General features: G+C 49.0%; 21 protein-coding genes. 18 read left to right on the top strand and 3 right to left on the bottom strand.

Features of this window, described 5'->3' with window-relative positions:
- Positions 1-18: 18 nt before the first annotated feature.
- The 15 genes from MKY22_RS14300 to mreB all read left to right on the top strand — a co-directional run bounded on the left by MKY22_RS14300 (position 19) and on the right by mreB (position 13,887).
- Entirely contained in the window at positions 19-1,200 is a 1,182-nt protein-coding gene (locus MKY22_RS14300) for an IS256 family transposase (protein WP_341088539.1), read from the top strand.
- Between the two features lie 318 nt (positions 1,201-1,518).
- Positions 1,519-2,652 carry a non-hydrolyzing UDP-N-acetylglucosamine 2-epimerase gene (gene wecB / locus MKY22_RS14295; RefSeq protein ID WP_341089477.1) on the top strand — a complete coding sequence of 378 codons (1,134 nt, stop codon included), beginning with the start codon at positions 1,519-1,521 and terminating at the stop codon, positions 2,650-2,652.
- A 773-nt stretch (positions 2,653-3,425) separates the two neighbouring features.
- Positions 3,426-3,644 (top strand): AtpZ/AtpI family protein, encoded by a 219-nt coding sequence (locus MKY22_RS14290; RefSeq protein ID WP_023469502.1) that lies wholly within the window; start codon positions 3,426-3,428, stop codon positions 3,642-3,644.
- Positions 3,641-4,027 carry an ATP synthase subunit I gene (locus MKY22_RS14285; RefSeq protein WP_023469501.1) on the top strand — a complete coding sequence of 129 codons (387 nt, stop codon included), beginning with the start codon at positions 3,641-3,643 and terminating at the stop codon, positions 4,025-4,027. The genes MKY22_RS14290 and MKY22_RS14285 overlap by 4 nt, the downstream gene beginning before the upstream one ends.
- 8 nt (positions 4,028-4,035) lie before the next feature.
- Positions 4,036-4,779: a F0F1 ATP synthase subunit A gene (atpB, locus tag MKY22_RS14280; protein WP_023469500.1), complete on the top strand. Its 744-nt coding sequence runs from the start codon at positions 4,036-4,038 to the stop codon at positions 4,777-4,779.
- A 75-nt stretch (positions 4,780-4,854) separates the two neighbouring features.
- Positions 4,855-5,067: a F0F1 ATP synthase subunit C gene (gene atpE / locus MKY22_RS14275; RefSeq protein WP_023469499.1), complete on the top strand. Its 213-nt coding sequence runs from the start codon at positions 4,855-4,857 to the stop codon at positions 5,065-5,067.
- A 127-nt stretch (positions 5,068-5,194) separates the two neighbouring features.
- Entirely contained in the window at positions 5,195-5,728 is a 534-nt protein-coding gene (gene atpF, locus MKY22_RS14270; RefSeq protein ID WP_214852108.1) for a F0F1 ATP synthase subunit B, read from the top strand.
- Positions 5,728-6,261 (top strand): F0F1 ATP synthase subunit delta, encoded by a 534-nt coding sequence (locus tag MKY22_RS14265; RefSeq protein ID WP_023469497.1) that lies wholly within the window; start codon positions 5,728-5,730, stop codon positions 6,259-6,261. Before atpF ends, MKY22_RS14265 begins: the two co-directional genes overlap by 1 nt.
- 19 nt (positions 6,262-6,280) lie before the next feature.
- Positions 6,281-7,789 carry a F0F1 ATP synthase subunit alpha gene (gene atpA, locus MKY22_RS14260; protein ID WP_023469496.1) on the top strand — a complete coding sequence of 503 codons (1,509 nt, stop codon included), beginning with the start codon at positions 6,281-6,283 and terminating at the stop codon, positions 7,787-7,789.
- A gap of 42 nt (positions 7,790-7,831) precedes the next feature.
- Positions 7,832-8,683: an ATP synthase F1 subunit gamma gene (gene atpG, locus MKY22_RS14255; RefSeq protein WP_058704130.1), complete on the top strand. Its 852-nt coding sequence runs from the start codon at positions 7,832-7,834 to the stop codon at positions 8,681-8,683.
- 36 nt (positions 8,684-8,719) lie between these two features.
- Positions 8,720-10,138: a F0F1 ATP synthase subunit beta gene (gene atpD / locus MKY22_RS14250; protein ID WP_290777670.1), complete on the top strand. Its 1,419-nt coding sequence runs from the start codon at positions 8,720-8,722 to the stop codon at positions 10,136-10,138.
- A 26-nt stretch (positions 10,139-10,164) separates the two neighbouring features.
- Positions 10,165-10,578 (top strand): F0F1 ATP synthase subunit epsilon, encoded by a 414-nt coding sequence (locus tag MKY22_RS14245; RefSeq protein ID WP_029342737.1) that lies wholly within the window; start codon positions 10,165-10,167, stop codon positions 10,576-10,578.
- Positions 10,579-10,912: 334 nt separating this feature from the next.
- On the top strand, positions 10,913-11,131 hold the full coding sequence (locus tag MKY22_RS14240) for a DUF1146 family protein (RefSeq protein ID WP_231925663.1): 219 nt from the start codon (positions 10,913-10,915) through the stop codon (positions 11,129-11,131).
- Positions 11,132-11,382: 251 nt separating this feature from the next.
- On the top strand, positions 11,383-12,687 hold the full coding sequence (murA, locus tag MKY22_RS14235; RefSeq protein WP_149427920.1) for a UDP-N-acetylglucosamine 1-carboxyvinyltransferase: 1,305 nt from the start codon (positions 11,383-11,385) through the stop codon (positions 12,685-12,687).
- A gap of 219 nt (positions 12,688-12,906) precedes the next feature.
- A complete protein-coding gene (gene mreB / locus MKY22_RS14230; protein WP_341089459.1) occupies positions 12,907-13,887 on the top strand; it encodes a rod shape-determining protein MreB in 981 nt (326 codons plus the stop codon).
- Between the two features lie 466 nt (positions 13,888-14,353).
- On the opposite strand, the gene MKY22_RS14225 is transcribed toward mreB, so the two are convergent.
- Complete coding sequence (locus MKY22_RS14225; RefSeq protein ID WP_341089457.1) at positions 14,354-15,223, bottom strand: hypothetical protein; 870 nt, start codon at positions 15,221-15,223, stop codon at positions 14,354-14,356.
- Positions 15,224-15,403: 180 nt separating this feature from the next.
- On the opposite strand from MKY22_RS14225, the gene MKY22_RS14220 reads away from it, so the two are divergent.
- The 3 genes from MKY22_RS14220 to MKY22_RS14210 all read left to right on the top strand — a co-directional run bounded on the left by MKY22_RS14220 (position 15,404) and on the right by MKY22_RS14210 (position 18,465).
- Positions 15,404-16,603: a multidrug efflux MFS transporter gene (locus tag MKY22_RS14220; protein ID WP_341089455.1), complete on the top strand. Its 1,200-nt coding sequence runs from the start codon at positions 15,404-15,406 to the stop codon at positions 16,601-16,603.
- A gap of 278 nt (positions 16,604-16,881) precedes the next feature.
- Positions 16,882-17,670, top strand: a complete 789-nt coding sequence (locus MKY22_RS14215) for a flagellar hook-basal body protein (RefSeq protein WP_313351455.1) — start codon at positions 16,882-16,884, stop codon at positions 17,668-17,670.
- A 12-nt stretch (positions 17,671-17,682) separates the two neighbouring features.
- Positions 17,683-18,465 carry a flagellar hook-basal body protein gene (locus MKY22_RS14210; protein WP_290756433.1) on the top strand — a complete coding sequence of 261 codons (783 nt, stop codon included), beginning with the start codon at positions 17,683-17,685 and terminating at the stop codon, positions 18,463-18,465.
- Positions 18,466-18,515: 50 nt separating this feature from the next.
- Here MKY22_RS14210 and MKY22_RS14205 read toward each other — a convergent pair whose 3' ends face one another.
- The gene (locus tag MKY22_RS14205) at positions 18,516-19,364 is read right to left on the bottom strand and encodes an NAD(P)-dependent oxidoreductase (protein ID WP_341089449.1); all 849 of its coding nucleotides are present in this window, start codon (positions 19,362-19,364) and stop codon (positions 18,516-18,518) included.
- A gap of 100 nt (positions 19,365-19,464) precedes the next feature.
- Positions 19,465-22,005, bottom strand: coding sequence for an ATP-binding protein (locus tag MKY22_RS14200; protein ID WP_341089448.1), 2,541 nt, complete (start codon positions 22,003-22,005; stop codon positions 19,465-19,467).
- Between the last annotated feature and the right edge of the window lie 166 nt (positions 22,006-22,171).

Below are 22,171 nucleotides of genomic sequence, written 5' to 3'. Positions count from 1 at the left end.
AGAAAAGAGGCCTTCCCTATGACTCAGTTTACAACAGATATCATGCAAGCTCTAGTAAAAAAAGAAGACATCTCCGAAGTTTTCCGCAAGCATCTGGAGACAGCGGTCAATACGCTCCTTCAGACCGAACTCACAGCTTTCCTGGATTACGAAAAATATGACCGCATCGGCTTCAACTCCGGCAATTCCCGGAATGGCGTCTACACGCGGACACTCCATACGGAGTACGGGGATTTAAACCTGTCGATTCCACGTGACCGGAACGGCGAATTCAACCAACAGACGGTCGCTCCATACAAGCGCTCAAACGATACGCTGGAATCTTTCGTCATTCACATGTTCCAGAAAGGCGTCACGATGTCCGAGATCTCGGATCTGATTGAGAAGATGTACGGCCATCACTACACCCCGCAAACGATTTCCAATATGACGAAAGCGATGAGTGAACAGGTCGAAGCGTTTAAATCTCGTCCGTTGGATAAGCGCTATGCCTGTGTCTATCTGGATGCGACTTACATTTCCCTCAAGCGCGACACCGTCTCCAAGGAAGCCGTCTATATCGCAGTTGGCATCCGGGAGGATGGCTCGAAAGAAGTCCTGGCTTATACAGTGGCGCCCACGGAATCCGCGTTCGTTTGGGAAGAAGTCCTATTGGACTTAAAGGAGCGCGGTGTCGAAGAGGTGCTTCTGTTTATCTCCGACGGCTTGAAAGGCATCACCGATCGCATCTTTGCGGTTTTTCCGGATGCCAAGTATCAAGCGTGCTGCGTCCATCTGTCGCGCAACATCTCCCACAAAGTCCGTGTCGCTGACCGGCCAGAAATCTGTGAAGACTTCAAATCGGTGTACCGGGCGGAAAGCCGGAAACTGGGCGAAGAGGCACTGAAAGCCTTTGTCGAGAAATGGAAAACCGCCTATCCGAAAGTGACAAGATCATTGGAATCCAATCCCTTTATTTTCACCTTCTACGACTTCCCAAAATCGATTTGGCGAAGCATCTATTCGACAAACCTCATCGAGTCGTTCAATAAGAAAGTGAAGAAATACAGCAAGCGCAAGGAGCAATTCCCGAACGAAGATTCCTTGGACCGCTTCCTGGTTTCCCAATTCGAAATCTATAATCAGAACTTCTCCACCCGTTGCCATATCGGATTCGATCAAGCTCGTGCAGAGCTGGTTGAGATGTTCAAACAGGCTTAATCAACATATATACAAGAAAAGGATTTACTTATTTACACATAATTATTGACGGTCTCATTCTCATATTGCTCTGTTAATAAAAAATAAAAATAGAATTAGTTGCTATATAAATATTTTTAATAATTTTCATGGATTATTAGTCATAACAGAAAATGCATATTTATATAAAAATGTTTCGAGTCGATTTTTATTAAATGATACTAAAGAAAAATTACTTAGAGAATGTTCTTTAGCTGAAGAAATCACTCGAAAAAGCGATGAGTTCAGTAAAAATTGGATTAAAGATTAATAAAAATAAAAAATCAGGAGGAAGTCACCATGCCGATTACAGTCATGCCGATTTTCGGGACACGACCGGAAGCCATCAAGATGGCACCGCTCGTCAACGCCCTAAAGCAACACCCTGCTTTTGATGTTCATGTTACGATCACTGCCCAACACCGCGAGATGCTCGATCAAGTGCTCGATCTGTTTGAGATCGAACCGGATCATGATTTGAATATCATGAAACAACGTCAAACACTCGTCGACATTACGACGCGTGGTCTTGAAGGACTTGATGCCATCATGAAGGACATCAAACCGGATCTCGTCCTCGTCCATGGGGATACGACGACGACGTTCGTTGGAAGCCTTGCTGCTTATTACAATCAGATCGCGGTCGGTCACGTCGAGGCGGGACTGCGGACCTATAATAAGTACTCTCCGTTCCCGGAAGAGGTCAATCGTCAGTTGACGTCGACGCTCGCGGACTTACATTTCGCTCCGACAGCGCAAGCGGCAGCGAATCTCGCATCCGAAAATCGTCACGCCGGTGTTTACATCACAGGAAACACGGCAATCGATGCCCTGCAAACGACCGTCCAAACCGATTACGTCCACCCGATGCTCGAGACGGTCGGGGACCGGAAGTTGATCTTGATGACAGCGCACCGTCGTGAGAACCAAGGCGAGAAAATGCACCAAATGTTCCGGGCGATTCGTCGCCTCGTCGATGCGTTCCCGGAGACGCACGTCGTCTATCCGGTCCACCTCAATCCAGTCGTTCAAGAAGCCGCGAAGAAGGTTTTTGAAGGACATGATCGGATTTCGTTGATTGCTCCACTCGACGTCTTCGATTTCCATAACTTCGCGAGCCGTGCCCATTTGATTTTAACTGACTCGGGTGGCGTACAAGAAGAAGCACCATCACTCGGTGTTCCTGTTCTTGTCTTACGCGATACGACGGAACGTCCGGAAGGGATTACTGCCGGAACGTTGAAGCTTGCCGGAACGGAAGAAGAGACGATCTATCAGATGGCAACAGAACTTTTGACGAACAAAACACTTTATCAGGAGATGGCGCATGCTTCAAACCCGTATGGAGACGGTCACGCGTCCGAACGCATCGTCCAAGCAATTCTGCATCACTTCGGTCAAGGAGAAGCACCGGCACCGTTACTCACGCAATAAAAAACGATCATCCTCGAATCGCTTGCATTCACTTGCTTTCCTCAGGCGAGACGTGAGCCGCGCCTCCTTCGTCTTTAGACGAGGAGTCGGATCTCACTTGTCTCTGACAGCACGAAAACTCGTGCTTTTTCCTGTAGGAGTCGCGTGATGTGAGCGATTCTTTGTTATGTCTTGAATTTCGTGTAATCGCAATAGTTGATTTAGGAGGATAATATCTTTAAATCTTACCATTTCCACTAAAATCAGCCCATTTGTTTAGAAAATGTAAAACCAAATGACCTTGAAACTGGAAGGGAAGCGATGACGATTCAAGCTGTGACGTAGCGCACGATTAAAAAAATGGAAATCGCTGAAATGTATTGTTACAAACAGATGTCAGAGCTGTTTTTATGTCCCGATTCGGAAGCGTTTTCAATTGTGAACAAAAAATGTTTTTTCACAAAATCGACACAAATCAATTTTAGAGGGCTTGTTTCGCTTTAACGGGCACGATATAACGTTACTATTCAACGGTTTTGTTCACCATATGAACAATCTCTTTAACCGTTGATAGTACTACATATTTTCTTCACATCTTCGTGAAATGACTTGCATGTAAGACATCTGTGAAAACCTTATCAATCGTTGATATGTATAGGTTTTTCGGCTCTGTTTTTATTGTGAATTCATTTGACTATGAAAGCTGCTTCATTGTATTCTTGACTAGTATGAAAATCCGCAAATTGTGGGAAAGAAAAAGAACTCACAATTGGGAAAAAAGGGGGTCGTCTCTAGTGCGCCAAAGTGGGCTCGCGAAGAGTATGGTCATGGCCTCGCAAATTTCGACGGCACTGGCTGCACCGATCGTCATTGGCTTTTTGGTTGGGAACTATGGGGAACAACAACAATGGTGGGAAAAAATGGGTGCGACGTTCGCCGTGTTCATCGGGATTTTCATCGGCATTCTTTGCATGATCGCCATGATCAGGCACTTGTTAGGGGAGAAGACATGAACATCATCCTTCAAGATGCGTTGTATCGTGCGTACTTACGATGGTTTGGACTCTTTTATGGAATCCTGGCTGTCCTGCTGCTCATCGGACGCCCGAGTGACCCGGTCATTTATGGACTAGCACTTGGTGGAACTGGCAGCTTTCTGATCTTGACGCTTCAACGACTCAGCGTCGATCGTATGTATCGTGTAATTGAGACCGGGCGTAAGCCAGTGTCTCGAGGGACCGTTTCACGCATGGCGGTCGCGGTACTTTGTGTGATGATCGGTTTGAAATATCAAACTGAATTGTCATTAACTGCGGTGGTAATAGGCCTTCTCGCCGGCCACGTCATACAATTTTGTGAGTTCTTGACTCACGAACTCAAGCGGGAAAAGAGGTGAATAGTCAAATGAACCACGAAATGCCACTTTACGAAATCCCACTCTGGGGTGACTTCGTTCTGTACGGTAGCTGGACGAACTTGATCACAGTATTGATTGCTGCTGCTCTCGTCTTCTTGATTGCCGTGGCCGGTACGCGACGTCTTGTGATGAAGCCAACCGGTGCTCAAAACGTGATGGAGATGTTCCTTGAATTCGTTCGCGGAATCATCAGCAGCACGATGGACTGGAAAACAGGGGGTCGCTTCCTTACGTTCGGAATGACATTATTCCTGTTCATCCTTGTGTCCAACATCATGGGTCTCCCATTCAACGTCGTGACGGGACACTACATTTGGTTCAACTCACCAACTGCAGATCCTTACGTGACACTGGCACTTTCATCTCTCGTAGTAGTCTTAAGTCATTACTACGGTGTGAAGATGCGAGGCTTCGGTGCTTATGCGAAAACATTCATGACACCGATGTTTATCATTACCATCATCGAGGAGTTTGCAAACACGTTGACGCTCGGTCTTCGTCTTTACGGAAACATCTTCGCTGGTGAAATCATGATCGGAATTATTCTTTCGATCGGTATCGTCTCTGGTACGAACGATTTCCAATTCCTCGGACCAGTCGGCGCGATCATCTCGGGTATCCCGATGTTGATCTGGCAAGGATTCTCACTCTTCATCGGTGGTATCCAAGCGTATATCTTCCTTATCTTGACGATGGTTTACATCGGACATAAGGCAGCGCACGACCATTAATTCGAAGGTAAAGCATCCGCTTTTCCGATAACAGCACGACAAATCAATGAACATACTCTAGGGAGGCAATTTATCATGAATCTTATTGCAACAGCGATCATCATCGGACTCGGCGCACTCGGCGCAGGTATCGGTAACGGTCTTATCGTAAACGGTACAGTATTAGGTCAAGCACGTCAGCCAGAACTCAAAAACGAACTTCGTCAAACAATGTTCATCGGTATCGGTCTCGTTGAGGCACTTCCAATCATCGGTGTAGCGGTCGGTTTCCTTCTTCTCAACTCTTAATCCACGATTAACGAGAACGGACTACATAGGGCGCTATTCGTTCAACGTTTGAGTGAACCGTCACGGGAGCTTAGGCTCCCTTATGTAGATATTGAAGTTGAACCAACCACGAGGGGAGTGTAATCGAATGAATCTAACGTATCTTGCGGCAGAGGCTGGTGGCGAAGGCAACCATCTCTTATTAGCCAACATGATCGTCACGATCGTCGTTTTCCTCTTGCTCCTCATCCTCTTGAAGAAATTCGCATGGGGCCCGCTCGTCAACATGATGAAAGCGCGGGAAGAGCATGTGGCTAGCGAGATCAACTCGGCTGAAAAGAGCCGTAAAGACGCTGAAGTCTACGTAGAACAACAACGCGAAGAATTAAACAAGGCGCGTACGGAAGCACGCGATCTTTTAGAAGCATCACGCCGTCAGGCAGAAGCAGAGCAAGCACGTGCGATGGAGCAGGCACGTCTTGAATCCGAAATGAGTAAGGAAGAAGCTCGCCGTGCGATCGAACGTGAACGCGCTGAAGCACAAGCTGCTTTGAAGAACGATGTCGCTCTTCAAGCAATCGCTGCAGCACGCCACGTCATGAAAACACAGCTTGCGACAGACGAAGCCGCTCAAAAAGCACTCGTCGATCAATTCCTTGCTGATACTAAGGGCACGAACTAATGCGTGATCACGTAGCGGGACGCTACGCAAAAGCGCTCTTCGATCTTGCGCTTGAGCACCATGTGCTCGAGCAAGCAGAAGCTGATGTGCGGACGCTCGGCGAAGTGCTCCACGCAACACCAGAGCTCGCTTCGGTTTTAGATAACCCATCGATTTCTGCTGAAGAGCTCAAGCAAGTTCTTCAAACAAGCTTCACTGGCTTCAACTCGATCGTCTTGAACACGTTGCTCGTCATGGTCGAAAACGACCGGGCGGCAGAAATCGTTACATTACCGGAACACTTCATTGCATTGTTGAATGAACACCGCAATGTCGCGACGGCAATCGTCACGAGTGCATACAAATTGTCAGACGAGGAACTCACGAAAGTGAAAGAGACGTTTGGCCAAAAATCAGGTAAAACGCTTGAAGTCGAGAACGTCGTCGACACGAGTGTCATCGGAGGACTTCGCGTTCAAATCGGTTACACGACATATGACGGTACGATCGAAACTAAACTAACGCGCCTTGAGCGTGAGCTGTTAAAAGCGTAAGAAAATAGGGGTGAAACGCATGAGCATTAGAGCTGAAGAAATCAGCGCCCTGCTTAAAGCGCGTATCGCGCAGTACGGTTCTACGATGGAAGTGAACGAGACAGGTACGGTCATCCAAATCGGTGATGGTATCGCTCGTGCACACGGACTCGACAACGTCATGTCGGGAGAGCTCGTAGAATTCGCTAACGGCACAATGGGCTTGGCGCAAAACTTAGAAGAAGGCAACGTCGGTATCATCATCCTCGGTGACTACCTTGAAATCAAAGAAGGTGACTCTGTTCGCCGTACGGGCCGCATCATGGAAGTACCAACAGGAGACGCACTCCTCGGACGTGTCGTCAACCCACTCGGTATGCCAATCGATGGTCTTGGTCCAATCGAAACAGAACACTACAACCCGATCGAGCGTAAGGCGTCTGGCGTCATGGCGCGTAAATCGGTACACGAACCACTTCAGACAGGAATCAAGGCGATCGATGCCCTCGTTCCAATCGGTCGTGGACAGCGTGAGTTGATCATCGGTGACCGTCAGACGGGTAAAACGTCGATCGCCATCGATACGATCATCAACCAAAAAGAAGAAAACATGATCTGTATCTACGTCGCAATCGGACAAAAAGAATCAACAGTCCGTGGCGTCGTCGAGACGCTCCGTAAAAACGGTGCCCTCGATTACACGATCGTCGTTTCGGCAGCGGCTTCACAGCCAGCTCCACTTCTTTACCTCGCACCATTCGCAGGTGTCGCGATGGGTGAACACTTCATGGACCAAGGCAAACACGTTCTTGTCATCTATGATGATCTTTCAAAACAAGCAGCTGCTTACCGTGAGCTTTCACTTCTCTTGAAACGCCCACCAGGCCGCGAAGCTTACCCAGGGGATGTCTTCTACCTCCACTCACGCCTTCTTGAGCGTGCGGCGAAGTTGAACGACGAGCTTGGCGCAGGTAGCTTGACTGCCCTTCCGTTCATCGAAACACAAGCGTCGGATATCTCAGCTTACATCCCGACGAACGTTATCTCGATCACGGATGGTCAAATCTTCCTTCAATCGGATCTCTTCTTCTCAGGTGTCCGTCCCGCGATCAACCCGGGTCTCTCGGTATCGCGTGTAGGTGGTTCGGCTCAAGTAAAAGCGATGAAGAAGGTAGCGGGTACGCTCCGTCTTGACCTCGCATCTTACCGTGAGCTTGAAGCATTCGCTCAGTTCGGATCTGACCTTGATAAAGCGACTCAATCGAAGCTTAACCGTGGTGAGCGGACAGTTGAAGTCTTGAAACAAGACTTGAACCAACCACTTACTGTCGATAAGCAAGTCATCATCATCTATGCCTTGACTCGTGGTCACCTTGATGATGTTGCTGTAACGGATATTCGTCGTTTTGAAAAGGAACTCAACCTCTGGCTCGATCAAAACCGCAAACAACTTTGCGATGAGATCCGTAAGACAGGTAACCTTCCAGCAGACGAAGAGATCGTAGCAGCAATCTCAGAATTTAAGAAAACGTTCCAAGCGACGGTCTAATCCGGCGGAACGCTCTTGATACTAACAAGGTGGTGAATCGAAATGGCATCGTTGCGCGAGATACAAACGCGGATCAACTCGACGAAAAGTACGAAACAGATCACGAAAGCGATGAACATGGTTTCGGCGTCGAAACTGAACCGCGCTCAAGCACATAGCGCGAAGTTCCAACCTTACATGCTGAAAATGCAAGAGGTACTCGGAACCATTGCGAATGGCACGACAGGTGCGAGCCATCCGATGCTCGAGAAACGTCCCGTCAAAAAGACGGGCTATATCGTCATCACATCGGATCGCGGCTTAGCTGGTGCATATAACGCCAACGTGCTGCGTGAAGTCTACCGGGAAATCAAAGAAAAGCATACTACGGACAGTTACGTTCTCTTCGTGGTCGGTAAAGTCGGTGTCCAGTTCTTCCGTTCACGCGGAATCACGGTCACGGATGCGATCACAGGCTTGAACGATTCTCCTTCGTATGTCGACGTCGCTGAGATCGTGAAGCGCACAGTGAGTGCGTTCACGATCGGCGAAATCGACGAGCTCAAGCTGTGCTACAACCACTTCTTATCTGTCATCAGCCAGGAAGTGAAAGTCGAAACTCTTCTCCCACTCGGAGAAATCGAAGCTTCGTCTTCGACGACTTATGAGTACGAGCCAAGCGAGGAACAAATCCTTGCGGAACTCCTCCCGCGTTATGCGGAGAGCTTGATCTTCGGTGCGCTTCTTGACGCGAAAGTAGCAGAACATGCGTCACGTATGACAGCAATGCAAAGTGCGACAGATAACGCAGATGATTTGATCGGTCGATTGACTCTCGTCTACAACCGAGCTCGACAAGCTGCAATCACGCAAGAAATCACAGAGATCGTCAGTGGGGCTGCTGCACAGCAGTAATCCCGACTGACGTAACGATAGGTAGGAGGAAACACGATGAACGAACTCGGTTTAAAAGGCCGCGTCGTCGCGGTCATGGGACCTGTCATCGACGTTAAGTTCGAAGGACACTTACCGAACATCTACAACGCGCTTCGTATTCAATATACGCCGCAAACTGTAGAAGAAGTGGCTATCGACTTGACGCTTGAGGTCGCCCTGCACCTTGGTGACGACGTCGTCCGTACCATTGCGATGGACTCAACGGATGGAGTACGCCGTGGAATGGAAGTAATCGATACGAATGCTCCAATCTCGGTACCCGTCGGAGAAGCGACACTTGGTCGCGTCTTCAACGTACTCGGCAACCCAATTGATGAAAAAGAAATCGCTGCTGACGTGGAACGTCTTCCGATCCACAAAAAAGCACCGACTTTCGATAACCTTTCAACGAAAGTTGAAATTCTCGAGACTGGAATTAAAGTCGTCGACTTGCTCGCTCCTTACATCAAGGGTGGTAAGATCGGTCTCTTCGGTGGTGCGGGTGTAGGTAAGACCGTCCTCATCCAGGAATTGATCAACAACATCGCCCAAGAGCACAGCGGTATCTCGGTATTCGCAGGTGTTGGTGAGCGGACGCGTGAAGGAAATGACTTGTTCCACGAGATGACGGATTCAGGCGTTATCAAACAAACAGCGATGGTCTTCGGTCAGATGAACGAACCACCGGGTGCACGTCTTCGTGTTGCCTTGACTGGTTTGACAATGGCAGAATACTTCCGTGATGAGCAAGGACAAGACGTTCTTCTCTTCGTTGATAACATCTTCCGTTACACACAAGCGGGTTCTGAGGTATCGGCCCTTCTCGGTCGTATGCCATCTGCCGTTGGTTACCAGCCGACACTCGCAACAGAGATGGGTATGCTCCAAGAGCGAATCACATCAACAAACAAAGGTTCGGTTACATCGATCCAAGCGGTTTATGTACCAGCCGATGACTATACTGACCCGGCTCCTGCGACGACGTTTGCTCACTTAGATGCAACGACGAACCTTGAGCGCCGTCTCTCTGAGATGGGGATCTATCCTGCCGTGGATCCACTTGCTTCGACATCACGTGCCCTTTCACCGGAAATCGTCGGCGAAGAGCACTACAGTGTTGCACGTCAAGTTCAAGAAACACTTCAGCGTTATAAAGAACTTCAAGATATCATCGCGATCCTCGGTATGGACGAGTTGTCAGAAGACGACAAATTGACTGTACACCGTGCGCGTCGTATCCAGTTCTTCTTGTCGCAGAACTTCCACGTAGCTGAGCAGTTCACAGGACAAAAAGGATCGTACGTCCCAGTTAAGGACACGATCCGCGGCTTCAAAGAAATCCTCGAAGGTAAACACGATGACTTAACGGAAGAAGCATTCCGTCTCGTCGGTCCGATCGAAGATGCGATTGAAAAAGCGAAGGCGCTTGTCTAAGTGACAAAGCATAAGGGGGACTTGAGATGAACACACTTCATGTCAATATCGTCACCCCGGATGGCGAAGTGTATGATGGCGATGTCCGTATGGTCGTTGCGAAGACGATTTCTGGTGAGATCGGGGTTCTCCCGCACCACGTCCCACTCGTGACACCACTCGACATCAGCATCTTGAAGTTGCGCCACGAAGATGGCGGACGCACGTTGATCGCTATCAGCGGTGGCTTTATGGAAGTGCGCCAGGATACTGTAACGGTTCTTGCGGAAACTGCGGAGCAAGCAGACAAGGTCGATTACGACCGTGCTGCAGCTGCGAAGGTTCGTGCAGAACGTCGTCTCCAGGACACGAAATTATCAGAACTCGAATTCAAGCGTGCTGAACTTTCACTGAAACGAGCAGTTAACCGTCTCAGCTTGAAAGACTACGGTCGCGATTGATTTTGATGAAAAGGCTCGATTTCCTTTAAGGAATCGGGTCTTTTTTTGTACGACGCATCAATGATTTTTCGAATGGCAACCGTTTTCGCAACACGATGAAGGATACAGGTTTAAAATACTGCAAATATGTAAAAGTACACTATATGCCTCGTCTTCACGAATTCTTCAACCTTTTTTCAGTAGAAGACCAAATTTATCTTCAATAAATATATTTTATACGCTAAAATTAATTCAGCGTGTTCTTTTTTGTTTGCGCAATCATTCATTTTGTGAAATCATAGTAGAGTTGAAGAAACTATGAAGAAGAGGTGCAACGAAAGTGACATCTATTGGTGTGAGTGCGTTAGTTAGTATGCTGGTCTATATCGTAGCGATTTTGCTCGCTTGGTGGTCCTTGTTACCAGTCAAATGGGAGAAAATCCTGCAACATCCTAAAGGACCGCATGCGGTAGCCTTACGAACGATTCTTGCGATTGCACTCGGATCCATCGTAGCGCGCTTTTTACTGGATTATGCCGGTTTTGCACAACGTCTTCAGTTTTTAATCGGGTGAACTTGTAACTGCATTGTAAACCCTGAAATGGTAATTTGTTTTACCATGGAACAGGACACTGCTCTTTCAATGAAGGAACACAGTCATTTAGCAATCATCTAACATTACAATCGAAACGTCGTATTGGCTTTGGAGTAAGAGATCAACTATAGGGAAGTTTCTTTTCTAACATTCGTTGAATTCCAACTATGATCCTCACCAATCACGAATTGAACATACTAGAACAGAAACGAAGCAGAGGAGTAGGGAGAATGGAAAAAATCGTTGTCCGTGGCGGACGTAAATTAGCTGGAACAGTCAAAGTAGAAGGTGCAAAGAACGCGGTCTTAAAAACACTCGTCGCGACATTGCTTGCATCAGAGGGACAATCAGTTCTTCAAAACGTACCACGTCTAGCAGACGTCTATACAATCAATAACGTCTTACGAAACTTGAACGCGGAAGTCGAATTCGACGCAGAAGCAAACACGGTGACGGTCAATGCAGAGCCGAATCTCAAAGACGAGGCACCACTCGAGTACGTGCGTAAGATGCGAGCTTCGATTCTCGTCATGGGTCCATTACTTGCACGCCTCGGGCGCGCACGTGTCGCAATGCCAGGTGGATGTGCAATCGGATCACGTCCGATCGATCTTCACTTGAAAGGATTCGAAGCGATGGGCGCAAAAACGATCATCGGAAACGGATTCGTTGAAGCGCATGTTGACGGTCGCCTCCAAGGTGCAAAAATCTACCTCGACTTCCCATCAGTCGGTGCGACAGAGAACATCATGATGGCTGCAACACTCGCAGAAGGAACGACAGTCATCGAAAACGTCGCAAAAGAACCAGAAATCGTTGACCTTGCTAACTTCTTGAACGCAATGGGCGCAAAAGTCCGCGGTGCAGGTACAGAAACGATCCGCATCGAAGGCGTCGAGAAATTACACGGTGCAACACACTACGTCATTCCTGACCGGATCGAAGCAGGTACGTTCATGATCGCAGCAGCGATCACAGAAGGTGACGTCGAAGTCATCGGCGCAGAGCGCGAACACCTTCGTCCACTCATCTCGAAGATGGAAGAGATGGGCGTTAAGATCACGGATACAGAAGAAGGTCTCCGTGTCGTCGGTCCAGCGAAACTCGAAGCAGTCGACGTCAAGACGATGCCACACCCAGGCTTCCCGACAGATGTTCAAGCACAAATGATGGCGCTCGTCCTCAAAGCAGGCGGCACATCAGTCATCACGGAAACGGTCTTCGAAAACCGCTTCATGCACGTTGAAGAATTCCGTCGCATGAACGCTGACATCAAGATCGAAGGTCGTTCATCGATCATCAACGGTGGCGTACAGTTACAAGGCGCAGAAGTTCTTTCAACGGATCTTCGTTCAGGTGCGGCACTCGTCACAGCAGGATTGATCGCTGAAGGCGAAACACGCGTTGGTGCGCTTCACCACATCGACCGTGGATACGTTGACTTCCACTTGAAGTTACAAGCACTTGGTGCAGACGTAGAACGTGTGACAGAAGAAGCGACAGTCGTTGAAGAAACAGCTGCTACAAAACTTTAAGCACTTATATGAGAGCATCATCCCATTTTGCGGGATGGTGCTCTTTTTTGTCGTCTTTTGAAAATGACGACAATGAAATCCGAAAAGGGGAAAAAGAAAGTCGTTTCATGAGGGGGCATATGCTAGAATTGAAAGGTATGTATACATAAATGGGTTAGACGTCCAAACGACGTTCTATATTTTGGAAGAATAGCCAGTGGGTAAAGGAGAGCACACGAGATGTTTTCAAGAGATATCGGAATCGACTTAGGGACGGCGAACGTCGTCATTCATGTCAAAGGGAGAGGCATCGTCCTCGATGAGCCATCGGTCGTCGCGATCGATAAGGCAACAGGTAAGATTCATGCGGTAGGTACGGAAGCACATTTGATGGTAGGGCGGACACCGGGGAACATCGTAGCCATTCGACCACTTCAAGACGGTGTCATTGCCGATTTCGAAATGACAGAAGCGATGCTACGCCATTTCATCGATAAGATTGAGGTCCGTAAGATGTTTGGTGGAGTCCGCATGTTGATTTGTACACCAGCAAGCATCACGACGGTCGAAGCAAAAGCGATTCGCCAAGCTGGTGAAAAATCAGGTGCGAAGACGGTCTTCCTTGAAGTCGAGCCGAAGGTCGCAGCAGTTGGGGCCGGTATGGACATTTGGATGCCAGCAGGGCACATGGTCATTGATATCGGTGGTGGAACGACGGATGTTGCCGTCCTTTCAATGGGTGATATCGTTTGCGGTGAAACGATCAAAGTCGCAGGCGACCGGTTTGACCACGACATCATCCGCTCGATCAAGGATACGCATAAGTTGATCATCGGGGAGCGAACAGCGCAAGCCGTCAAGACGACGGTCGCGACGGTCTCAGAAGACGGACGTCGGGAACAGATGGAAATTCGCGGACGTAATCTCGTGACGGGCTTACCGCACAACATCACGGTGACATCAGAAGAGATGCATGATGCACTCGCAGAAGCAGCGATGGAGATCGTCGAAGCGACGAAGCGTGTGCTCGAGAAGACACCACCAGAGCTTGCAGCGGACATCATCGACCGTGGCATCATCCTGACGGGTGGGGGCGCACTTCTTGACGGAATCGACCAGTTACTTGCAAAAGAACTCGGCCTACCGGTTCTGATCGCAGAAGATCCGATGTTATGTGTCGCACGCGGTACAGGGATCATGCTCGACAATCTTGGGAAGTAAGAGCGTGTCAGCGTAAAGGATATGATTTTTCGTAAAAATTCATTCCTATAACGACCGTCTTGTCCTTCTCGCTTTCCACAGGCGGGAGGTAAGCCGCGACAGCGCGCATTTCATGCGAGTTGTCGGGTCTTACCTATCCCTGACGAAAGTGCTGCTTGCACTTTCTTTTCCTGCAGGAGTCGAGAATGGACAGGTTCGTTCGATATGAATCAAACCAATAGGGAGTCCAGTTTCCGAAGTACGTATCGGAAACTGGACTCCCTTTATTTTAAACATAATGCAATGCCATGGTACTAAATGATTATGTGCCTCCTTGTGCTTCATCCGACTTCTACAGGAAAAAGCGCGATTTTGCGCTGTCAGAGACAAACAAGACCTGGCTTCACTGTTATACGAACAGTGAAGACTGGCTTGTGTCTCCCCTGAGGAAAGCGGATGAAAGGGGGGGCAGACAGATGAAGATAGTTCACCGCGTACTACGCATGAAAGCCTGGTAGGCTTCAAAATCATGATAGACAATGGCGCTTGGTGGCAACGAACTTGCCATCGTCTGATTGACGAGCTGATTCAGCTGAGTCCGTGTTTTGCCGTAGAACGTAATGTCTGGTGTTTCCGGAAGCTCCGTGAATTCGATCGCATACGATAAACGATATCCGTTACTCGCCGCATACAGTGCATCCGTCATCGTGATGGCGCCAAGTCCGTTACCGCCACCGTAAACGGTCCGGTAACTCATCAATGTGACTTCGTCGGCGAGATCCATTGCCCACTCGCTGAGAGGGCGACCGTTCGCATCCTGTACGGTATGGAACCAGAACGGGAGGAACAGTTGAAGCGGTAGTCCTTCAGTAGAGGCTTTCTCGCGAAAGGCGAGTAAGATCCGTTCGTAGGAGGCGATGACACGTGGTTGGTCCGTCTCCCATTCCGGTAAGGCATACGGTTCGAGATCAATGCTGATGCCGTCCGGATGACTGATCGTTTCCTGCTGATAGGTCGAAATCCAGGCTAACGGATCCTCGACGTTTGGTCGAGCTGTCGTTCCTTCGTTTGTGATCCAGCGCGGCTGTCCGAATAGGAAGTACACTTCAATGCCGACAGCATGCGCTTTTTCAACGAACGTTCGGTAGAGAGTACGGTCACCCTCGACAGCGACATGCAGATAGACACGTTTCATCTGTCTGTTTGCCAGCTGATTGATCTTCGTTGAAATGGAGTTGGCCTTTGGGATGGACCAGATGACCGTGTGACGAGTGACGGAAACGGCAGCTGAACTCTTGAGTGGTAGTCCGAATTGAAGCAACGACAGACAGACTACGCCAATCAAAAAGCGTTTCATTTCAATTTCACTCCTTCGTGTGGATTACCTTACTATCGGTCGTCAAGTAGTTGCTTATATGCATCAAAGGTCCTGTTCTACACTTTGACAGTTCAAATCCTAGACATTTCATAATGTGAAGTGTATATTAAAAGTTGTTGTATTGAAACGAATTGTAAAATAAAAGGAAGTGATGCCACAATGCCATTGTGGAAAAGAAATTTAGTCGTCGTTTGGTTTGGTAGTTTTTTGACCGCCGCAGCCCTCAGTCTCGTATTACCGTTTTTGCCTTTATTCATTGAAGAACTCGGTGTCGACAGCCGACAAGATATTACGACCTGGTCTGGTATCGCCTTTGGTGCAACCTTCCTCGTCGCTGCGATCGTCTCACCAATCTGGGGACGTCTCGCCGATCGAAAAGGACGGAAGCTGATGTTGCTTCGCGCAAGTCTTGGTATGTCGATCGTCATGTTCTTGATTAGTTTCGTTCAAGACGTCTATCAACTCGTCTTTCTACGTCTTGTCATGGGAGCCGTATCCGGATTCATCTCAGCCGGTATCACACTCGTTGCTTCCCAAACCTCAAAAGAGAAAAGTGGCTGGGCGCTCGGCACCCTGTCGACCGGTGGGATTGCCGGTGGATTGCTAGGACCTCTCATTGGAGGATTCCTCGCCGACGTTGTTGGGCTTCGACCCGTTTTTCTCTTTACGAGCGTTCCGCTCTTCATTACCTTCCTCGTGACCTACTTCTTAGTCAAAGAAGAATTCGTCCCAATGGAAGTCAAAAAAATGGCGTCCGCGAAGGAAATCATCCAGTCGCTTCGTCATCCGGAACTCATCTTAAGCCTCTTTTTGACGACGTTCCTGATTCAGTTCGCGGCACAATCGATCAGTCCGATCCTGTCGCTCTATGTCCGGGAACTCAGTCCTGGAACAGAACGTCTGGCGTTACTATCCGGAATCGTCGCTTCGGCACCTGGTATCGCGGCCTTGATTGCGGCGCAACGGCTCGGTCGTCTCTCCGATAAGATTGGCGCAGAGCGTGTCTTATTCTTTGCATTACTTGTCTTTGCCGCTTTCTTGATTCCGCAAGCATTCGTCACGGATACAAGTCAATTGATCGTCTTACGGATGGGAATCGGTTTTGCGACAGCAGCACTGATGCCGTCGGTACAGGCACTGCTCCGGAAGAATACGCCAGCCAATGCATCAGGACGTATCTTTGGATATAATCAGTCCGCGCAGTTCATGGGGAACTTCCTCGGACCACTCGCAGGTGGACAGATTGCCGGTCACTTTGGTTTTGAAGCGCTGTTCCTCTTTACTGGCTTGATCGTCATCACGAATGCGGTGCTAGAGCGAACACAAACGGCTGTTTTAAAGAAAAATCCGAATAACTAATGAGAAGCTTCCATTTCCTAGACTGTGTTTGGGGAACGGAAGCTTTTTTTCATAGGATTCACCTTAAGTATCTTTAAATTATTATCTAAAGTATAACAAAATTTGTCAATTTTCAATATGTAAACTATGGAAAAGCGAATTATGTAATTGAGGTAGGTCTTTCGATGCATCTCTGCTGGATATTACCGTTTTGTTCAAAAAAGCTCATAATTCCTCTTCAGTCGACCGATATACTGAAAGGAAAGAATTGAACATGAAGTCAATGAGGAGATGAACGCATGCTACGAGGAATGTATACGGCGTCGAATGCGATGCAGGCATTACAACGTCAACAGGAAATGCTCAGTAACAACTTGGCGAATGCGCGGACGCCGGGCTTCCGCGCTGATCAAGCGTCACTCCGGACGTTTCCGGAGATGCTGATCCAGCAGACAGCAAACAATGAACGGACGGGCGTGCGAGGAGTCGCGACGGTCGGGAAACTCGCGACCGGTGTCTTCATGCAGGCAGCGACCCCGAACTTCACGCAAGGTTCGATCACGGAGACAGGCAATGCGACCGATCTACAAATCAGTTCACTTGAAGGAGCACCGCTGTTCACGATTCGTCACCGGGATCCATTGACAGGAGAGGAAGAGACGCTTTATACGACGAACGGACAGTTTGCCGTCGGACAAGACGGGTTACTCCGGACGACAGAAAATGATCTCGTTCTTGATACGAACGGACAACCACTCGACGTCGTCAATGAGGACTTCAAAGTTGACGCGGACGGAGCCGTCACGGATGGAAATGGTCAAGCAATCGGAAACCTTGGTCTCGTCGTAACGGATCAACCGGAGACGCTCGAACGGACAGGAAATGGTTTGTTCCGGTCAGCCAATCCATTGAATGCCGGAAACGTTCGAGTCGATCAAGGTGTACTCGAACTCGGAAATGTCGAGATTGAACAGACGATGGCGGAGATGAATGCTGGTCTACGTCAGTTCGAAGCCAATCAAAAAGTCATTCAAGCGTACGACCGGACAGCAGAAAAAGCTGTTTCCGAAATCGGACGCGTTCGCTAATAGGAGGATATGATGCAATCAATCTATACATCCGCAAGTACGATGGGACAATTGCAAAAACAGCTTGATACGACCGGGCAAAACCTTGCCAATGTGGATACGAACGGCTATAAACGGCGGGATGCTCAGTTCAATGAACTGCTCGTCCGTAACATCAATAACCAAGCGACAGGCTTCACACCAGGTCCCTTGACGACGCCAGAGGGTCTTCGACTCGGCGTTGGTGGTTATGTCGCGAACGAAGCGACACGTTTTGGCGTCGGAACATTCCGGACGACGGATCGAAAACTCGATGCGGCACTCGGAAACCCGCACCATTTCTTCGGTGTCATCGATACGGATGGCGTGACGAAGTTTACGCGGGACGGAAACTTCCAGTTGTCGCCGCAAGCGAACGGACAAGTTCTGTTGACGGACGATGCCGGGCGCTCCGTCATCAATCAGGCGAATGATCCAATCGTCTTACCGGCGAACGCGACCGAGATTGAACTGAACAAGGACGGCAACATCACCGGCATCTTAAACGGGGATCGTCGTGTCCTCGCTCGAGTGGGTGTCGCGAACATCCCGAACTACGGAGAGCTGACGGAAGTCGGGGGTGGCTTGTTCACAGCAACCGGACAATACCAGAATGCGACAGGGAATCCGTTGACGGTCGGTCGGCTTGAGACATCGAACGTCGATATGGCGCTTGAGATGACGAACTTGACGCAACTCCAGCGGGCGTATCAGTTTAACTCGAAAGCGTTGATGACGAGTGATCAGATGATGGGGATCGTCACGTCACTGAAATAAAACATCACAAAAGGGTGACGCTTCTCGCAAGAGAGGTATCACCCTTTTCATTATTTTTCCTGTAACGCAAGATAGATCGCAGCCATGTCCGCGTCGCCGTAAGCGGGTTTCGCATTAGTGTAGCTAGCGTCCGTTGCTTGCGCAAGGGGTAGCTCAAGCTGTTGGCGTCTCGCTTCTGCCGTGATGAGTCCAAGATCCTTTGCCATCAGACGGAGCGGGAAAGCAGACGGGAAGTCGTTCTTCCGGTACATGTCACGTTTACCGCTGAAGAGGGGAGTGTTCATCCCGGAAGCACTGATCATCTGGATCAGCTTCTCTTTTTCGAGCCCGGCACCTTCCCCAAGCAGTAATGTTTCCGCGACCCCTTGACCGACGACTGCGAGCAATAAATTGATGGCGAGTTTCGCCGCACTGCCTGAGCCATGTGGTCCAAAATGAATCGTTTCCTTGCCAAGTAGCTCAAGATACGGCTGACAAGTCGCGACGACGTTCGCGTCACCACCGGCAAGCAGGACGAGCTGACCGTTTTCTGCGACCGGAACGGAGCCTGAGACAGGCGATTCCAGATACGTCCCGCCATTCTTTTCGACGAGACGAGCCATCTCCTTCGTTTCTTCCGGTGAGATTGTACTTAAGTTAACGATTGTCTTACCGGTGAGGTTCTCTTGGATACTTTCGAGAACGGACGCGACGGCAGGTCCGTCCGCTAGCATGACGAAGATGATATCGCTTTGACGCACGACGTCCTGTGCTTCTTTAACAGCTATTGCTCCTCGTTCAGTCAGCGGAGCTGTCTTTTCATACGTCCGATTATAGACGAGCAAATCATGACCACCATCAATTAAACGTTTTGCCATCGGTACACCCATATGTCCTAAACCGATCCATCCGAGTTGCATGTCGATTCCTCCTTATCATGATGCGCTTTTGACTATACCCCGCGCTTCGCTGAATCTAACGACAAAAAAGACCGTCCACATGATGTGAACGGTCGCGTGATTAATCTTCATACGTGAGGATGGTCGAGATGACGGCGATTGGGAAACGAATCGTAAAGGTCGAGCCGACACCGACGACAGATTCGACATCAATCGTTCCGTTGTGGTGCTTGACGATCTCCTTACAGATCGACAGACCAAGACCGGTTCCGCCAATTTTGCGTGTCTCGGAGTTATCGACACGATAGAACTTATCGAACAATTTGGGAAGGGCGTTTTGCGGAATTCCGATGCCTTCATCTTGGATACGGATTTGAGCGAAACCAAGTTCATTTGTAATCCGTATCAAGACTGTACCACCGCTCGGCGAGTACTTGACGGCGTTGCTGAGCAGGTTGTTCAGCAACTGCTTCATCTTTTCCGCATCCCCGTCGATCATGATCGGTCCACGGGCCTCAAAATCAATCGTATGCGTCTCATGCGAGACATCATAGAACTCGATCAAGTCCTGAGCGAGTTCGACGACATCAAACGTCGTCATCTCATAACGGTGTTCACTCGACTCCATGCGCTGGACGTCGAGGAAGTCGTTGACGAGTGTCGTCAGGCGACCAGTCTCGGAGTGGATCGTCTGGAGGTACTTCCGTTGCCGTTCCTCCTCGAACCGTTTGTTGAGCATCAACTCCGTGAAGCCGTAGATGGAAGAGAGCGGTGTCCGTAACTCATGCGAAACGGTCGAGACGAACTCTTCCTTCATTCGCTCGGCTTCCGTTTCTTTCGTCACGTCGCGGAGAACGAGCATCGTACCGACCCACAGGCCATCGACCTCGATTTTCTCAGCGTAGATCTGGATGTAAGTACTATGCTTGCGGATCGAGACGATCAAGCTGTCTTTCGGTAAATCGAGTTCGACGATTTGTTCGATGTAACGTTCGAACGCTGCCGGTTCGTCAATGATGTCAGCGAGTGCCTGCATCGCTTGTTCGAAGGCAGAGCGTTCTTCGTCTTCGAACGTTGTTGGGACTTCCGGAAACAACGTCATGAGGGGTTCGTTGACGAGCAACTCATCCGTCTCATGTTCGATGTAGACGACAGCTTCCCGAATCGAGTTCAACAGTTGCGTCGTCTTGTTCTTCTCGCGGATCATTTCCTCATAGATCCCCATCCGTAGGAGGGAGAGCGACAATTGATGCGAGAACGACAAGATGTCGCTCATCTGCTCCGTCGTGAAGGCATCACGATAACGAACGAGATAGATGCAGGCGATCATATGCTCTTTTGACGGATCAAGGACCGGAACCGCGACCTCATACATATAGTACGGGTACGGAAGCGGGCTATCGTGCGCTACCTGTTTCGATGAGTGCACAGGACGCTTCAGAAGACGTGCCCGGTGCAGGAGTGACTGATCATCAGAGACGAGACGACCGACCATCTCTTCTGTCATCCCGTAATCGATCGTCGAGCGGACTTCCTGATGATCGAGGAACAAGAGGGCACCGATTTCAGAATGCGTGATCGAGACGAGTTTCTCGATGATTTCTGGATAAGCCGTCAACGTTTCACGAGAAGCAAGCGTCTCAGTCAGTTCGTTACGATACTTGAGGTGTTGTTCACTCCGAAGCGTGATATCAAGTGCTTCCTCGAGTTCTTCCTGCTGCGCTTGCAATTCTTCTTGCTGCGCGACGAGTTCTTCCTGTTGCGCTTGGAGTTCTTCGTTCTTCGCGAGCATATGGACCTTGTTATCCGCGATCGAAGTCGCCATCTGATTGAACGATGCCGTTAGCGTATGCAATTCGTCCTTACGTTTCGGTAACGGAATTGCTTGGATATCTTCCCCTGATGCAAGTAGAGCACTGTCGTGGGATAGCGTATTGACCTGTTTCGTGACGCGGCTGATGAATGGGCGAACGAGAGATAAGAGGACGAGAATCAAGACGACGAGATTCGACAGCCAGATGAACTGCGCGACACGCATCTCACTTAAAAGATCGTTTTTCGCGTCCACTTCCTTCTTTTCGATCAACGTCAGATAATCTGAAAGCAACGTATCAATCCGTGTCATGTCGACGTCTGCTTCTGATAAGCTGACCGACCCGCGTAACGTCCCATTTTTGGTGAACAAGTCTTTCCCGTTGGAAAGAGCAGCGAGCGTGTCAGGAGTCACAAAGTCTTCATTGATCTTCCCGTCCTTTTTTCCTTCGACGTATTCGTTGAGAAGTGGAAGAGATGTGCCGAAATAATCGTCATAAATGCGACGAGTCGCTGTCGCATATTCTTTCCCTTGCTCATAAATTGCATACTTTTCGAACCACGTCGTCAGACGATTGATTTCCTGCTGATTCGTCTTCACCTGATCAAGTGTTTCCTGTGAACCAGTCAATAAGTAAGATTTGACGTTACTTTGCGCGACGGTCCATTCGTTAGCGAGTGCATTCGCATTCGTCCGCCGTTCACGTAAATCATCAAATGTTGCATTGGCTTGATCGATCTTCTGTTCCGTATAGAAATAGACGATCGCAGACGTGATGCTAAGCGCGACGAACACCATATAGAAGGCGAACATCAATTGACGACCGATGGTACGATTAATCCATTTCACTGGGGTATCCTCCGTATTCTGTTTTACATGTATGAAAAAGATTGCTTAAATGCCGAATATATTCATCTTACGTAGTTTTAAAGGTCTCGGCAAATTTGAATCTGCAAAAACCACTAAAACAAATATATCATATATTTGTTAATTGATATCAAATGATACATTTTTT

The organism is Exiguobacterium sp. FSL W8-0210 (assembly GCF_038006045.1).
Taxonomy (GTDB): domain Bacteria; phylum Bacillota; class Bacilli; order Exiguobacteriales; family Exiguobacteriaceae; genus Exiguobacterium_A.
This window is presented reverse-complemented; position numbering and strand designations above follow the sequence as displayed.

What these genes read in the sequence shown, in the direction of transcription:
- atpE (WP_023469499.1), top strand. Translation starts at nt 4,855, where the DNA reads ATGAATCTTATTGCAACAGCGATCATCATCGGACTCGGCGCACTCGGC.
- MKY22_RS14245 (WP_029342737.1), top strand. Translation starts at nt 10,165, where the DNA reads ATGAACACACTTCATGTCAATATCGTCACCCCGGATGGCGAAGTGTAT.
- wecB (WP_341089477.1), top strand. Translation starts at nt 1,519, where the DNA reads ATGCCGATTACAGTCATGCCGATTTTCGGGACACGACCGGAAGCCATC.
- MKY22_RS14225 (WP_341089457.1), bottom strand. Translation starts at nt 15,223, where the DNA reads ATGAAACGCTTTTTGATTGGCGTAGTCTGTCTGTCGTTGCTTCAATTC.
- MKY22_RS14220 (WP_341089455.1), top strand. Translation starts at nt 15,404, where the DNA reads ATGCCATTGTGGAAAAGAAATTTAGTCGTCGTTTGGTTTGGTAGTTTT.
- murA (WP_149427920.1), top strand. Translation starts at nt 11,383, where the DNA reads ATGGAAAAAATCGTTGTCCGTGGCGGACGTAAATTAGCTGGAACAGTC.
- atpA (WP_023469496.1), top strand. Translation starts at nt 6,281, where the DNA reads ATGAGCATTAGAGCTGAAGAAATCAGCGCCCTGCTTAAAGCGCGTATC.
- MKY22_RS14215 (WP_313351455.1), top strand. Translation starts at nt 16,882, where the DNA reads ATGCTACGAGGAATGTATACGGCGTCGAATGCGATGCAGGCATTACAA.
- atpD (WP_290777670.1), top strand. Translation starts at nt 8,720, where the DNA reads ATGAACGAACTCGGTTTAAAAGGCCGCGTCGTCGCGGTCATGGGACCT.
- MKY22_RS14210 (WP_290756433.1), top strand. Translation starts at nt 17,683, where the DNA reads ATGCAATCAATCTATACATCCGCAAGTACGATGGGACAATTGCAAAAA.
- atpF (WP_214852108.1), top strand. Translation starts at nt 5,195, where the DNA reads ATGAATCTAACGTATCTTGCGGCAGAGGCTGGTGGCGAAGGCAACCAT.
- MKY22_RS14265 (WP_023469497.1), top strand. Translation starts at nt 5,728, where the DNA reads ATGCGTGATCACGTAGCGGGACGCTACGCAAAAGCGCTCTTCGATCTT.
- mreB (WP_341089459.1), top strand. Translation starts at nt 12,907, where the DNA reads ATGTTTTCAAGAGATATCGGAATCGACTTAGGGACGGCGAACGTCGTC.
- atpG (WP_058704130.1), top strand. Translation starts at nt 7,832, where the DNA reads ATGGCATCGTTGCGCGAGATACAAACGCGGATCAACTCGACGAAAAGT.
- MKY22_RS14205 (WP_341089449.1), bottom strand. Translation starts at nt 19,364, where the DNA reads ATGCAACTCGGATGGATCGGTTTAGGACATATGGGTGTACCGATGGCA.
- atpB (WP_023469500.1), top strand. Translation starts at nt 4,036, where the DNA reads ATGAACCACGAAATGCCACTTTACGAAATCCCACTCTGGGGTGACTTC.
- MKY22_RS14300 (WP_341088539.1), top strand. Translation starts at nt 19, where the DNA reads ATGACTCAGTTTACAACAGATATCATGCAAGCTCTAGTAAAAAAAGAA.
- MKY22_RS14285 (WP_023469501.1), top strand. Translation starts at nt 3,641, where the DNA reads ATGAACATCATCCTTCAAGATGCGTTGTATCGTGCGTACTTACGATGG.